This window comes from Polaromonas sp. YR568 (assembly GCF_943372955.1).
GTDB lineage: Bacteria > Pseudomonadota > Gammaproteobacteria > Burkholderiales > Burkholderiaceae_C > Polaromonas.
Map to the genome: position 1 here is coordinate 1 of NZ_CALSAL010000012.1, position 12,610 is coordinate 12,610.

A 12,610-nucleotide genomic window follows, 5' to 3' on the forward strand; every position below is an offset into this window, starting at 1 on the left:
CAACGAAACGTGGTGCCGGTAAAGGCACTGCGAGCGCGCTCCACCAGCACCGGACCGTCGGCCCTGTGCTCGATGCCCAGTACCACGAGCGATGCGCCACGCAACGCATCGGCCTCGACCAGCACGATCTCCTCGCTGCCATCGCGGTCGATGTCGACAATGCGCGGAGCGCGGTCCTCGTACACCCTGTGCAGTGGCAGGCGTGATTCGACCACTTGCCATGAACCCGACCGCGAGCGAACCAGCGCATGCACGCTGGCGGCGTGCGTGGGCGAGCCCAGTGCTCGGTGCGGGTAGCGTAGCGTCGGGGATCCGAGCCATGCCCAGGCCACGTCGACCCCACCCGCCGCGGCGATGCTGTCGGGTATTCGTTGTGTGGCCTGTTCGGGCAAAGGCTGCAGGGCGGTCACTGCGACGGTCGCCCCGACGCAGGCCTGCCCCTGGAGCGTTGTGGACAGGCCCATGGCGCTGACGATCTTGGGCAGGCCGATCGCAATGAAGAATACCCAGACCCATACCCTCCGGATGAGCGAGGCGAGTTCGGGGATGCTCCGGCGTAGAGATAGATGCTGTTCAAGGCGCATGAGGGTTAGTCGTCTTCAGCCGACCAACCTTACGCGAGGCGTTGCGCTCTGGTCCGGGCAGACGGCAGGTCGCTGGTGCGAGTGCAGCCACAGCCTGGCCTGCCTCGCACTGCGCGAGTTCAATCAGCACAAACTGCACAATTAACCAATTCCCAACCGTGCCGTCCTACAGGAATGAATGGTCCGGAAAAACCGGGCAGGTCACTTGCACCACCGCTCGGTGGTTGGTCGTGTTACCCCCCCCTTATGAAGAGCGCAACACCCACCATGCCCTGACCGTTGAATTTTCATGGCAACCTCACTCAGAACGGCATCAGGCACCCCAAGTGAAGCGTTACACCGATAACGGTCTATGTAGACCAATATCTTGCCAACGTATGTATGGTGACGAGCGCAATCACTGCATGTTGTCTCGAGTATCGCTAATGCCGGCGCAAATCGGGTTTGCCTGATCGACCTTCTAGCCTGGACGCAAAAAATGACAAATTTATGTTCGGTTCCGCACAGACCAATTACTCTCTATGGTGTGTTTGGTTTTGGGCGTATCCTCTGTCAGATGGAAAACCAAATCAGCTCTGACGAACAGAACCGGATCACTCAGCAGCGCGTTGACTTTTTGAGGCGACTGGCAGAAATGCAGCGGTTGACCAATGCAATGATGGATTTTCTAAATGGCATAGGACCTGCGCCAAGTGTTCTGGAATATCAGGAATGGCAAGATTCAGTTACGAATGCAATCAAACCGCACCCCCCGATCGTTTAGGCGTATTTACACCCCGAGTAGGCGTTTTGTTACGGGTACCTTGGCATCGAAGTCGAGCATGTGCCTGAGCTGTCTGAGCAGCCTGAAATTTGCACTTCTAACACCGGCATGAGACATCCAATTGGCAGTCTCATACTGGTTATTCGCGGTAGTCCGCTTTTGCCTACGAGAGCCGCCGTCGCGACATAGCGGACGGATACTTCTCCAAACTGGCAGACCTAAAGCTGACTTTTGTTTTCGGTATCAGATCTGAAGTGCAACCGACTCCGTATCAGCGAAAGGCGTCAGTGACAAGAACCAAGACCTTAGGGTTGGGGGAGATTCGATCAGAGCTAAAACAACAGTGCCGTTTAGCCAGCGCGGAAACACCAACTGGGAAGTAGCTCTAAGAGTGCTCAGCCAGGAATCGCTTGCGCCTTCTGACCTTCTCTCTGCAAATGGGCCACGGCATGCCTTGGCACGCATTCAGACCACAAGGAGCGAGCACACCCTTCACACTGCCCGCACTGCGTGGCCACGCCCAGCTCCAGCTGGATGTCGTCAAACCCCATGCCAGAGCGGGCACAGTGTGCAATGGTCTTGTCGCTGACGCGGTGGCAAACGCAGATGATCATGGCGGACAGTTGAGCTGAAACAATGCGCAAATGATAATGAATCTCATTCGCAGCGTCAACCTCTTCCGACGAGCGGTCTGCCATGCCAATCGGCCGGTTCAGCTCACTGATCCCATCTGGCTCTGCAAGTAATTTTGCAGCCCCACTTTGCCCACAAGTTCGATTTGGGTTTCAAGGAAGTCGATGTGCTCCTCCGTGTCGTCCAGAATTTCCTGCAGCAAATCGCGCGAGATGTAGTCACGTACCGATTCGCAATGTGCAATGCCATCTTTGATGGTCGCCTGTGCGCCCAGCTCAAGTGCGAGGTCGCTGCTCAGAATTTCAGGCACGTCCTCACCAATACTTAACTTGCCCAGGTCTTGCAAATTAGGTAGGCCGTCGAGGGTGAAGATGCGGTCCATCAGCTTGTCGGCGTGCTTCATTTCACCGATCGACTCGTCGTATTCCTTTTTCGCCAACTTATCCAGGCCCCAGTGCTTGAGCATGCGGTAGTGCACGAAGTATTGGTTGATGGCGGTGAGCTCGTTTTTCAGCTGGGCCTGCAGGTGTTTGATGGCTTGTGGGTCGCCCTTCATTTGCTTTCCTTTCGTGCGTTGTTGGATGACTGGCGATTTTGCGCCCTACCCCTGAATTGTGGGAGTTTTTTCTGGCACGAACTGGCCTGCTTGGCGTGCAACCGCTACCGCGCCTGGGCACCATTTGAGCTTTGTCAGGTTCGTTGGTCAATCCGCACTGGCATCACAAGCTCGGCCGCTCCTGCGGCACTGTCCATCGTCTGAAAGCCAGTGATGGGCATGCCCAGTACAACCTGTCTGACAGATCGCTTTCCGAGCAGCTTCCAGGTCAAGTGACTCATCAATCAACGGCTGGACCGAGGTTGACACCCGAACTTTGCGGTTCATTGATTGCATGTCCATGCCCCACAGAACAAACGTTCGGGCAATCACCAACTGTGCTCGCAACTGCACGATTTCACAGGTCAGGGCCTCCAGCGCCAGATCCTTTTCCTTGATCAGGCTTGAGATTCGGCCCTGAATCTTCCCCAAGTGACGTGACAGCACGGCGTGCTCGTGCGCCACGTCCATTGGCGGTTCGCTCATTGCACCGTAGATGCGGTGGGGTGCCAGAGCCTTCGCTCGGGCAAAAGATCGTCGACGTTGAGTAATGTCGGCGCCTCAGCCTGCTCCTGCGCATTAATGAGCACGTCCCAGTGCTGATGCATGCGCTGAACTACAACACGAAAATTCGGCGAGAGTCTCGGGTGTTGACCCAGAGAAAACAGGTTGGATAACACCTTGCGGCCCATGAGAGTGCGCTGGTTCACGCAACGGCTCTGAGCGTGTCCCGTCATCAACGCCAAGGTGCCCGCCAGCATGGCTTCTGCACACGGCATGACAAATTCGTCGGTCTCAGGAAGCTCGGTTTCGTTCATCACAGAAGTCTCCAGACAAAAGTGGGGAATTCGCGCCTCGGCGCGGGTGGTGCTGGCTGAAAGCCCTGCTTGGGACTGAGGGTTGCGAAGCCGTCAGTCCCGGGTACAGCGGCTTATTTAAAACCGACGCGGTCCAGCATCTGCTGAACTTTGGTCTGATTCGAGCCGATCACGCTGACAGGAATGGTTTCACTCTTGAACGAACCGCCACTCATGGCCTGTAGCGCCGGGTTGGCCACCTTCACGCTAGGTACCGTGGGCCACTCGTTGTTGCCGTTGGCAAAGTACTCCTGTGCAAGTGGGCTGGCAAGGTATTCCAGGAATTTCACGGCATTGGCGGAATTCTTGGCATTTTTAGCCACGCCACCGCCGGAGATGTTCAGGTGCGTACCCCACGAGGCCTGATTGGGAAACACCACGCTCACCTTGTCTGTGATGGCCTTGTCGTCGGCGCTGTTTGAACGCAGGAGGCGCGCCATGTAGTAGGTGTTGGTTACCGCAATCTGGCACTCGCCGGAGGCCACACCCTTGATCTGGTCGGTGTCGCCGCCTTTGGGCGCACGTGCCAGGTTAGCCACAACGCCCTTGAGCCATTCTTCAGCTTTGGCAGCGCCCAGATGCTCGCTCACGGCACCGAACAGGCTCAGGTTGTAGGGATGGGAGCCGGAACGGATGCACAACTTGCCCTTGTTTTTTGCATCGGCCAGTTCTTCATAGGTGTCGACGTCTTCGCGCTTCACACGCAACTTGTCATAGACCACCACTCGGCCGCGGGTGGAATAACCAAACCACGATGTGCCTGCGGCCGTAGCCGGGGCGCGGTACTGCGCAGGAATACTGCTCTCGAGTACTTTGGATTTGACGGGCATAAACAGGCCGTCGACATCAGCCTTGTAAAGGCGTGCCGCATCCACCAGCAGGATGACGTCAGCCGGAGACGCACTGCCCTCGGCTTTCAGCCGCGCCAGGATACCGGCGTCATCGGCTTCCACACGGTTGATTTTGATGCCGGTGATTCGGGTGAAATTGCTGTACAGGGTTTCATCGGTGGAGTAATGACGAGCCGAATACAGATTGAGAACTTGCTCCTGAGCCACAGCACCACTCGCAGCGATAAGGGCCAGCGAAGCGGAAAGCACGAGTTTTTTCAGCATGATAGGGTGCAACTGAATGCAATGAAGTTGACGGAAACCAGATCCTAGCATGCAAATGCGAATCAATCTCAATTGCATTGAATTCATACGGGTATGTACCTTATTGCTGGGAATGTCCGTTTGGCTGTGCCCGAGTAGTAGGTGACTGAGGTCGGCAAGTGCTGTGCGTCGCTTCAGTCCTGTCGAGCGTTTCTGAGCTTCTGAGCGTCCGAAGTTCTGGTGTTGGATGCCAGGTGAGCAGTCGGATCTCAGCGACTCAGCGATGACCGCTTTTGGCCCGATAGCTGCTGTCGACACACAGCAGCCTTAGAAAGCGGGGGAGTAACTACTGCATGCCAGATCGATGACATATGCCGTTACGGCTTGCATTTCTCAGCCCGCCATTAATAAAAAACGCTCATCAAAACCCTCGGGAGATTGGATTGATGTACTTTGCCCGGGGCCTGAGCATATGGCCATGGGTGCGTTGTTCGACCACATGGGCAACCCAGCCTGCCGTGCGCGAGAGCACGAACAGTGCGGAAGACGAATGTCGGGGCAGACCGAGCGCTCTGCACAGCGCCACCAGCATCAATTCATATCGGGCTTTCAAACCGTGGGTTTTATCCATGATTTCAACATAGTCACAGATCGCCTCCACTGCTGCTGGCAGACTCTTTCGCTTTTTTAGGAGCGCTCTCATACAGTGGGCGCGCGGGTCACCACCGGGGTAGAGCGGATGTTCGAACCCGGGGACTTCTTCACTGTCCTCAACCAAGCGCGTTGCCCGAGTCACTAATTGATCAGCACTAGGCTTTGTGCCGACAAAAGCATCAATCCGGTTAAAAAGTCGCGCTACCTGACTGCCTGAGCTTGTCGCGATTGCTGCTGCGATGCAACTGTGCAGCGCACTTCCGCTGGAAGCTGCCATACGCGCCGCCATCGTTCCTGGTGGCAACTCATGATCTGCGAGTAACACCAGAACTGAATTGAGTAAGCCAACGTTATCTGGGTGATCTCTTGCGCCAAGAGCTTTGATGAGCCCCGCTGCTAGGCTTTCACCGGGCCGCATGGCGACAAACTTGGAAGCGGGTGACAACAGTCCGAAGCAACCAGCAAGCGTCTGGATCACCTGCCGGGCCGCTTCAAATGTGCGACCGCCCAGTACACGCTCTTCGGTGGGCCCTCGCCCCATAGCCAGATGAAGCGTAACGAGGGCAAAAACTTCTATCAACTGCGTTTGAGCCACCCGCTTGGGAAACCCCTCGATGAGTGCCAGCATTGAGGAACTAGGCTCAGTGGTAATCCACGGTCGCATGGGCTCATGCATCTCGCCATTCCACAGCAGTTCAGCAACTGCCTCAAAGGACACCTCGCATTGGGCGAGCTCAACAGCGCAATACCCACGATAGTGCGGCCCATCCGAGCAGATCTCAGTAATTGACGTCGCAATGATCGGCTCGCCCCAGTTCATCGCCGATGCAGCAGCCGATTCGTGCCCCGCTCTGACCTGCGCTCGCGTACGCAGACGCTCAAGGTCTCCGAGAAGGTAAAGCCGTTCCTTGCGCTGATCCTGCGCCACGCTTCGCACCCACCCACGGCTGACATAGGCGTAAAGCGTCTGCTTGCGAATTCCCAGGAGAGCTGTGGCTTCGTTGGCGCTGAGGTAGTTTTTGACGCTTGGCGGCATAGGTTGATCAATCAATCAAGGTTGCTCGAATTTTATTTGAGCCCTAAGATTTCCGTAAATATTATTTAAGGAGACAAACCCGTGATTCCTTCCTATCTCGGCAATCCATCGCGCCCTAACCGTCGCAAAACACTCCTGCTAGCTGGCGCTGCAGCCCTGATCCCGCTGCAAGCCTGGTCGCAGACCGGCAATGCTTTCTCCCCCATCAAGCCGGTGCGCTTGGTGGTGCCCTACCCGCCTGGCGGCAGCAACGATGTGATCGCGCGGCTGCTGGCACAAAAGCTTCAAGACACTTGGGGGCAGCCGGTGGTTGTTGAAAACAAACCTGGTGCAGCAGGCAACGTCGGCGCGGGCGAGGTGGTCCGTGCGCCCGCAGATGGCTACACGCTGCTGCTGACCAACACCAACATCAATTCAATGAATCCAGCGCTGATCGCAAAAATGCCTTTTGACCCGAACAAGGATCTCGCGCCAGTGTCACTGCTTGGAAGTTCGTCGTTGGTACTTGTAGTCAATCCCAACGTGAAAGCCCAGAACGTCAAAGAGCTGATTGCGTTGGCGCGTTCAAGCCCTGGAAAGCTAACCTATGCCTCCGGTGGAAATGGAAGCCCGCAGCATATGTCGGCTGAAATGTTCAAGAACATGACCAAGACCAGCCTGCTTCATATTCCATACCGGGGCGCTGCGCCAGCGATCGTGGATCTGCTGGGCGGGCAGATTGACGTGTTCGTTGGCGTGATCAACCAGTTGCTACCTCACATTAAGAGTGGGCGTGTGCGCGCACTGGGGGTAACAGGCACTAAACGGGTGGCGAGCCTGCCCGATGTGCCGACCTTGGCGGAAGCCGGCGTGGCCAATTACGAGAGCGACATCTGGCTTGGTCTGGCAGCGCCTGGCGGAACGCCTGTCGCCGTCGTTGAAAGCATTCAGCGCGATGTGCACAAGGTCATGGCACTGCCCGATGTGAAAACCAAATTGGGCGAGCAGGGTATTGACGTGCTGCTCAGTACGCCCGAGCAGATGAGCAAGAGAGCCACCGACGACCTGCAACGGTGGACTCAAATCATTCAATCTGCCGGCATCAAGATCGAATAACCACGATCAAGTCGAATTAACTAACAGGAAAAAAGCATTCGTGACGCTTAACTCATCCGTCGCACGTCGGGACGTGCCCATCGCCGGTGATCCCGATGAAGCCATGTGGGGCAGCGATGCAATCGCCGACATGATTCGGGCGCTGAACATCCCCTATGTGCTGGTGAACCCAGGCGCGAGCTTTCGCGGCCTTCATGACAGCATCGTGAACCACCTGGGCAATGTGACGCCGCAGATGATCGTGGTGCTTCATGAGGAGCATGCTGTCGCCATTGCACACGGCTACGCTAAGGTCACCGGGGTCCCGCTCGCAGCAATCTTGCACAGCAACGTCGGGCTGATGCATGGTTCGATGGCCATCTTCAATGCGTGGGCGGACCGCGTTCCTGTCCTGGTTTTTGGAGCAACCGGGCCGGTTGACGCGGCAAAGCGCCGGCCATGGATTGATTGGCTTCACACCGCGCAAGATCAGGCCGCGCTGGTAAGACACTTCATTAAGTGGGATGCGCAACCGGCATCCGTCGGTGCAGCGCAAGAGGCTATATTGCGCGCCCACCAGATCTCCACCACCGCTCCGCAGGGGCCGGTTTACGTGTGCTTCGACGCTTCGCTTCAGGAAGCCAAGCTCGCAACTAAGCCTGCTCGGCCTGACGTAAAGCGCTTTCTGCCGCCCTCCTTGCCAGCGCCTGCAGCCGATGACGTGAATACTGCAGCGCGATGGCTTCAGGACGCACGGCGTCCAATCATTCTCATGGGTCGCGTATCAAGATCCGACAGCGACTGGCAGGCGCGCGTTGCACTGGCCGAGAAGCTGGGCGCGCAGGTACTGACAGACCTTAAACTGGGGGCTGCTTTCCCGACGAAACATGCGCTACATGCCTCTCCTGCAGGAATGTTCCTGGCACCCGAGGCAATCACAGCTCTACGCGAGGCCGATGTGGTTTTGAGCCTTGACTGGCTTGACCTTGCGGGCACCCTTAAACAGGCTTGGGAAGACTCGCCGGTTGCGAGCCGCATCATCCAGGTGTCGATGGACCAGTATCTTCACAACGGATGGAGCATGGATCATCAGGGACTGCCTCCAGCCGACCTGTTTCTTGCTTGCGAACCCTCTGCCGCAGTGTCGGCGTTGAATCTTCAACTTGTGGGGGTCCCTCAGAAATCCGCTACGGCAACACCGCTGGTACGCCAAGTGCCGCCCGAGCCCAGCCATGACGCGGCCCTGACAGTGGCAGTGACGGCCAAGGCCTTGCGTGAAGCTACCCAGGGCCTGCCGACGTGCCTGCTGCGCCTGCCCCTGAGCTGGAGTGGCGAGATGTGGGACTTCGAGCATCCGATGGACTTCCTCGGCTACGACGGTGGGGGCGGCATTGGCTCGGGCCCCGGAATGGCTGTAGGCGGCGCCCTGGCACTCAAGGGCACCGACCGCCTGCCCGTGGCAGTAATCGGTGACGGTGATTTCCTGATGGGCGTATCAGCCTTCTGGACCGCTGCCAATGCGCGCCTGCCGCTGCTCACCGTCGTAGTCAACAACCGATCCTTTTTCAATGACGAACTGCACCAGGAACGCGTAGCGAGGCAGCGCAGCCGGCCAGTTGAAAATCGTTGGATCGGTCAGCGCATCGCCGATCCCGAGCCGGATCTAGCAATGCTCGCACGCGCACAAGGCCTGACTGGTATCGGTCCGGTCAAAACGCTCAGCCAATTGCAGAGCGCGCTGTCAGAAGCAGTAAAGGCTGTGCAAGGCGGTGAATGCGTCGTCATCGATGTTCACGTGGACCCAGGCTACAGCGTAGCGATGGCGAGCGGCATGACACGTTCCAAAGAAGACTGAACCATGAATTTCGAGACCCATTTCAAGGAAGTCCGCGAGCACGACTGGAGTAAAAGCGACTTATCGGATCTGGTCAAGCACGCCCTGCCAGACGAGCGCGGGCACTACTGGGGTGGGCAATGGCACGCCACCACGGGGGGCGAGCGGCGCATGAGTGCTAACCCATCGACCAATGAAAATCTGGCGGATTTCGCTTGGGGGGGGCCAGCGGAAGCGGACGCGGCCGTCAAGTCGGCCTATTCAGCGTTTCCTGCATGGGCCGCTACGCCTCCGCTCGAACGCGGCCGCTTGCTGCGCAGGGCAGCTGACATTGTGCGCGCGCATGCTGTCGAATTGGCGCTGATCGATTCGGCCGACTGCGGTAACCCGATCAAGGCCATGCTCATGGATGCCGAGATTGCTGCCACCCAACTGGAATATTTTGCAGGCTTGGTGCTGGAGTCCAAGGGCGAAACTATCCCTACCGCCAATTGCTCCCTTAACTACACGCTGCGTCAGCCGCTGGGCGTCGTGGCACGAATTTTTCCATTCAACCACCCATTCATGTTCGCTGCCGGAAAGATGGCAGCGCCCTTGGCTGCCGGTTGTACCGTAGTGCTTAAACCACCTGAGCAGGCTTGCTTGTCGACTTTGCGCCTGATGGCCTTGCTCGATGGGGTCTTCCCACCAGGCGTGCTCAATTGCGTCACGGGTGGGCGAGATGTAGGTGCCGCTCTGGCGTCCCATCCGCTCGTGGCTGCGGTCGGGCTGATCGGGAGTGTGCCAGCCGGTAAGTCTGTACTTCACGCGGCCGCAGACACCATGAAGCACACCCTGCTCGAGCTGGGGGGCAAGAACGCAATGGTCATTTTTCCAGATGCTGACTTCGACAAGGCAGTGGTCGGCGCTGTTCAGGGCATGAACTTCACTTGGTGCGGCCAGTCCTGCGGCTCGACGAGCCGACTCTTCGTGCACGAGAGCCTGCACAACCGTTTTGTGGAAGCGATAGTGGCCGAACTGGAGCGACGTCATTCGCCGGGCCTGGCAACCGACATGAAAACAACCATGGGGGCCATGATCAGCGAAGCCCAAATGAACAAAACCCTCAGCTACATTGACAGTGGGCTTAAAGATGGTGCCAAGCTAGTAAGCGGAGGGCGGCGCGTGACAGGACTAAATCCAGGTTTTTTTGTAGAACCCACCATTTTTTCGGGAGTGAAGGTCAACCATCGGATCGCCAGGGAAGAGATTTTTGGACCTGTGCTTTCCGTCCTGTCGTGGAACGACTCTGACGAATTATTCGACGATGTCAACGGTACAGAATTTGGGCTCACAGCCTCGATTTGGACCAAGGATCTCTCCACCGCTCATCGCGCAGCAGCACGAGTCGAGGCCGGCTATGTATGGGTTAACGGCTCCTCGGCACATATCGTGGGCGCTTCTTTCGGCGGATTTAAGCAATCGGGAATAGGCCGCGAAGAAAGTCTTCAGGAACTGCACGAGTTCACGCAGGTCAAGAACGTCAACGTTAACCTTCAGTAGAGACAAGGTGCTATGCGCTAATCGAGCTGAAGTGTCTGAGATGATGCGCAGCTTAGAGCGTAAAAGCTGCCGCGACTCTAACCGTTCTGCACTTTTCACTTATGTCTGCTGCTGGCCCGAAAGCCGCTATCGAGACGCCGCAGAAATTTACGTCCATGGAGGCCACCATCACGGCGGTTCCCTCGCTGGTGACGAAGACCTGCTAGGACTTGTTATTGACTTGCGCGTACTGGCCTGCGATCAGCCGCAGCAGCCTTTGGACCCTGTGGCCTGCACTGGCGGACACGGGACAGTCGCATAGGAGCAATAGACGCAGCAGTCGCCAGCCTTGGGTCTGAGCACCGCGCCGCAGCCCTCGCAGTCGTAGAACCACTGGCAGGCGTCTGTGGGCATCGTTTCATCCTTCGAGTGCCCACACTCGGGGCAGGTGATAGTGGAGGCGAGTTCGGGTTCAGCAATCACTTCGAGGCCTTCAAGGCCGAAGAAGGGAAGCCTGCGTCGGCTGTGGCCTTCGACAGCGCCGCAAGGTCCGTCTTCGCGTCGTCGTAGACGACTGTGGTCTGCCGCTTGGCCAAGTCGCTTTTGATTGACGTTACACCGGGCACCTTCGTGAGCGCGGCCTTGATGGTTACGGGGCAGGACGCGCAGCTCATCGTCGGTACAGACAAAGTCGCAGTCTGTGGCGCGGCAAAAGCTTGGCTGCTCACTAGCGCGAGGATCAGAAGGGCAGATTTCATTATTTGGTCCTTAGTAAAACAACGGAGCAGCAATCGGGAAGCCGAGAACGAGGACGAGTATCGCGGTGACGGTCAGGAAGATAGCTTTTTGCGCGCTTTTCGCTGCGGGCGCGGCGCAAGCGCGGCCGTCAGCGCAGTCAGGGGCGCGCCAGATTTTTCGCCAAGCGAGGAACAGAGCGCCCGCAGCCGAAGCGAGGAAGAATGGCTGGTAAGGCTCAAAGGCAGCAAGCTGGCCGATCCAGGCGCCGGAGATGCCGAGCAAGACGAGGGCCAGCGGCGCGACGCAGCAGGCGGAGGCCAGCAAAGCCGCTGCGGCCGCCGCGCCCAGCGCGAACGAACTCGCGTGCGGGGAGGTTTCAGGTGGGGGCGTTTCGATATTCATAACCTCAGCGTAAGGCCGTAGTTGACTACGGAGTCAAGCCTATTTTGTAAAAAGGTCTACTACGCCTTAAAACTCAGCCAGCGGCGTGAAACGCGGCGATGAGGGGGCAGGACACCTTTCCGCGCCCGACATGGCAGGCCTTAACCAGGCCGGACAGGACTGCCTCCATGCGGGAGAGCTCCGCGAGCTTGCGGCGAATATCGGCGAGCTTCGACTCAGCCAAGGAGCTGGCCGCCTTGCAGTGCGCGCCGTCTTCAAGTCGCAAGAGCTCAGCGACTTCGTCGAGACTGAACCCGAGACTCTGCGCGGACTTCACGAAACGGAGGCGCTCGACGTCCGCAGCCCCGTAGCGACGAATTGCTCCGGCGGGCCTGAGCGGTTCGGGCGTCAAACCCTTTCGCTGGTAGAACCGGACGGTCTCCACGCCCACCCCCGCCAGGGTTGCAAGCTCCCCGATGGTCAGATCGTCGCGTTTTCGGTCCATGGGAATCTCCGTAGTTGACTACGGAGATATTATCTCTTGACGACTGTCACCTCAATACTGAAAAACGGGTTCAGAGGCATCCCTAAATAAATAGACAGTTTCAAGACTGCCGTGCACCTTGCCCAGTACACGTAGCGGCATGGCTCAGAGCAGTGACCGTCGTTCGTGAAGGACTGCTATTGGCCCGATTGCGGCGCAGAAGCACTCCGCTTGTCGCTTGTGATTGGCTTCCCAATAGCGGTCATTCGCCAAGGACCGCTATTGGCCCGAGAACTGCCGTCCAGACAAAGAGCACCTCTAGGACATTAAGCCGACCTGACGAATGCCGACATCTACGATCA

Annotated in this window: 15 protein-coding genes; 4 read left to right on the forward strand and 11 right to left on the reverse strand. The window is 57.7% G+C overall.

Annotated elements, in window-relative coordinates; genetic code table 11:
* The coding region (locus AAG793_RS15815; protein ID WP_341909906.1) for a hypothetical protein at nucleotides 1-584 on the reverse strand (584 nt) is incomplete at its 3' end.
* Nucleotides 585-1,062: 478 nt separating this feature from the next.
* Between AAG793_RS15815 and AAG793_RS15820 the strand changes: the two genes are divergently transcribed.
* A complete protein-coding gene (locus AAG793_RS15820) occupies nucleotides 1,063-1,347 on the forward strand; it encodes a hypothetical protein (RefSeq protein WP_341909908.1) in 285 nt (94 codons plus the stop codon).
* Nucleotides 1,348-1,742: 395 nt separating this feature from the next.
* Here AAG793_RS15820 and AAG793_RS15825 read toward each other — a convergent pair whose 3' ends face one another.
* From AAG793_RS15825 to AAG793_RS15850, 6 genes are all read right to left on the reverse strand, one after another.
* The gene (locus AAG793_RS15825; protein ID WP_341909909.1) at nucleotides 1,743-1,961 is read right to left on the reverse strand and encodes a (2Fe-2S)-binding protein; all 219 of its coding nucleotides are present in this window, start codon (nucleotides 1,959-1,961) and stop codon (nucleotides 1,743-1,745) included.
* Between the two features lie 98 nt (nucleotides 1,962-2,059).
* Nucleotides 2,060-2,536, reverse strand: a complete 477-nt coding sequence (gene bfr, locus AAG793_RS15830; RefSeq protein ID WP_341909911.1) for a bacterioferritin — start codon at nucleotides 2,534-2,536, stop codon at nucleotides 2,060-2,062.
* Between the two features lie 147 nt (nucleotides 2,537-2,683).
* Nucleotides 2,684-3,061, reverse strand: coding sequence for a hypothetical protein (locus AAG793_RS15835; protein ID WP_341909914.1), 378 nt, complete (start codon nucleotides 3,059-3,061; stop codon nucleotides 2,684-2,686).
* Nucleotides 3,058-3,393, reverse strand: a complete 336-nt coding sequence (locus tag AAG793_RS15840) for a hypothetical protein (RefSeq protein ID WP_341909916.1) — start codon at nucleotides 3,391-3,393, stop codon at nucleotides 3,058-3,060. Before AAG793_RS15840 ends, AAG793_RS15835 begins: the two co-directional genes overlap by 4 nt.
* A 113-nt stretch (nucleotides 3,394-3,506) precedes the next feature.
* Nucleotides 3,507-4,547 carry an extracellular solute-binding protein gene (locus AAG793_RS15845; RefSeq protein WP_341909918.1) on the reverse strand — a complete coding sequence of 347 codons (1,041 nt, stop codon included), beginning with the start codon at nucleotides 4,545-4,547 and terminating at the stop codon, nucleotides 3,507-3,509.
* 400 nt (nucleotides 4,548-4,947) lie between these two features.
* A complete protein-coding gene (locus AAG793_RS15850; protein WP_341909920.1) occupies nucleotides 4,948-6,231 on the reverse strand; it encodes a citrate/2-methylcitrate synthase in 1,284 nt (427 codons plus the stop codon).
* Between the two features lie 66 nt (nucleotides 6,232-6,297).
* Between AAG793_RS15850 and AAG793_RS15855 the strand changes: the two genes are divergently transcribed.
* From AAG793_RS15855 to AAG793_RS15865, 3 genes are read left to right on the forward strand one after another with little or no spacing between them, the layout of a single operon-like run.
* On the forward strand, nucleotides 6,298-7,311 hold the full coding sequence (locus AAG793_RS15855) for a tripartite tricarboxylate transporter substrate binding protein (RefSeq protein WP_341909922.1): 1,014 nt from the start codon (nucleotides 6,298-6,300) through the stop codon (nucleotides 7,309-7,311).
* A 40-nt stretch (nucleotides 7,312-7,351) separates the two neighbouring features.
* Nucleotides 7,352-9,145, forward strand: a complete 1,794-nt coding sequence (locus AAG793_RS15860) for a thiamine pyrophosphate-dependent enzyme (RefSeq protein WP_341909924.1) — start codon at nucleotides 7,352-7,354, stop codon at nucleotides 9,143-9,145.
* Between the two features lie 3 nt (nucleotides 9,146-9,148).
* Entirely contained in the window at nucleotides 9,149-10,666 is a 1,518-nt protein-coding gene (locus AAG793_RS15865; protein ID WP_341909926.1) for an aldehyde dehydrogenase family protein, read from the forward strand.
* Between the two features lie 240 nt (nucleotides 10,667-10,906).
* Here the strand turns inward: AAG793_RS15865 and AAG793_RS15870 are convergent, their stop codons facing one another.
* The 4 genes from AAG793_RS15870 to merR all read right to left on the reverse strand — a co-directional run bounded on the left by AAG793_RS15870 (nucleotide 10,907) and on the right by merR (nucleotide 12,269).
* Nucleotides 10,907-11,125, reverse strand: a complete 219-nt coding sequence (locus AAG793_RS15870; RefSeq protein WP_341909982.1) for a GDCCVxC domain-containing (seleno)protein — start codon at nucleotides 11,123-11,125, stop codon at nucleotides 10,907-10,909.
* Complete coding sequence (gene merP, locus AAG793_RS15875) at nucleotides 11,125-11,403, reverse strand: mercury resistance system periplasmic binding protein MerP (protein ID WP_341909928.1); 279 nt, start codon at nucleotides 11,401-11,403, stop codon at nucleotides 11,125-11,127. The genes AAG793_RS15870 and merP overlap by 1 nt, the downstream gene beginning before the upstream one ends.
* A gap of 10 nt (nucleotides 11,404-11,413) precedes the next feature.
* Nucleotides 11,414-11,785 carry a mercuric transporter MerT family protein gene (locus AAG793_RS15880; RefSeq protein ID WP_341909930.1) on the reverse strand — a complete coding sequence of 124 codons (372 nt, stop codon included), beginning with the start codon at nucleotides 11,783-11,785 and terminating at the stop codon, nucleotides 11,414-11,416.
* 73 nt (nucleotides 11,786-11,858) lie between these two features.
* Nucleotides 11,859-12,269 (reverse strand): Hg(II)-responsive transcriptional regulator, encoded by a 411-nt coding sequence (merR, locus tag AAG793_RS15885; protein ID WP_341909932.1) that lies wholly within the window; start codon nucleotides 12,267-12,269, stop codon nucleotides 11,859-11,861.
* Nucleotides 12,270-12,610 lie beyond the last annotated feature (341 nt).

Bases quoted from the DNA above. Each gene is read 5' to 3' on its own strand.
- AAG793_RS15820 (WP_341909908.1), top strand. From the start codon at position 1,063: ATGACAAATTTATGTTCGGTTCCGCACAGACCAATTACTCTCTATGGT.
- AAG793_RS15825 (WP_341909909.1), bottom strand. From the start codon at position 1,961: ATGATCATCTGCGTTTGCCACCGCGTCAGCGACAAGACCATTGCACAC.
- bfr (WP_341909911.1), bottom strand. From the start codon at position 2,536: ATGAAGGGCGACCCACAAGCCATCAAACACCTGCAGGCCCAGCTGAAA.
- AAG793_RS15835 (WP_341909914.1), bottom strand. From the start codon at position 3,061: ATGAGCGAACCGCCAATGGACGTGGCGCACGAGCACGCCGTGCTGTCA.
- AAG793_RS15840 (WP_341909916.1), bottom strand. From the start codon at position 3,393: ATGAACGAAACCGAGCTTCCTGAGACCGACGAATTTGTCATGCCGTGT.
- AAG793_RS15845 (WP_341909918.1), bottom strand. From the start codon at position 4,547: ATGCTGAAAAAACTCGTGCTTTCCGCTTCGCTGGCCCTTATCGCTGCG.
- AAG793_RS15865 (WP_341909926.1), top strand. From the start codon at position 9,149: ATGAATTTCGAGACCCATTTCAAGGAAGTCCGCGAGCACGACTGGAGT.
- merP (WP_341909928.1), bottom strand. From the start codon at position 11,403: ATGAAATCTGCCCTTCTGATCCTCGCGCTAGTGAGCAGCCAAGCTTTT.
- AAG793_RS15880 (WP_341909930.1), bottom strand. From the start codon at position 11,785: ATGAATATCGAAACGCCCCCACCTGAAACCTCCCCGCACGCGAGTTCG.
- merR (WP_341909932.1), bottom strand. From the start codon at position 12,269: ATGGACCGAAAACGCGACGATCTGACCATCGGGGAGCTTGCAACCCTG.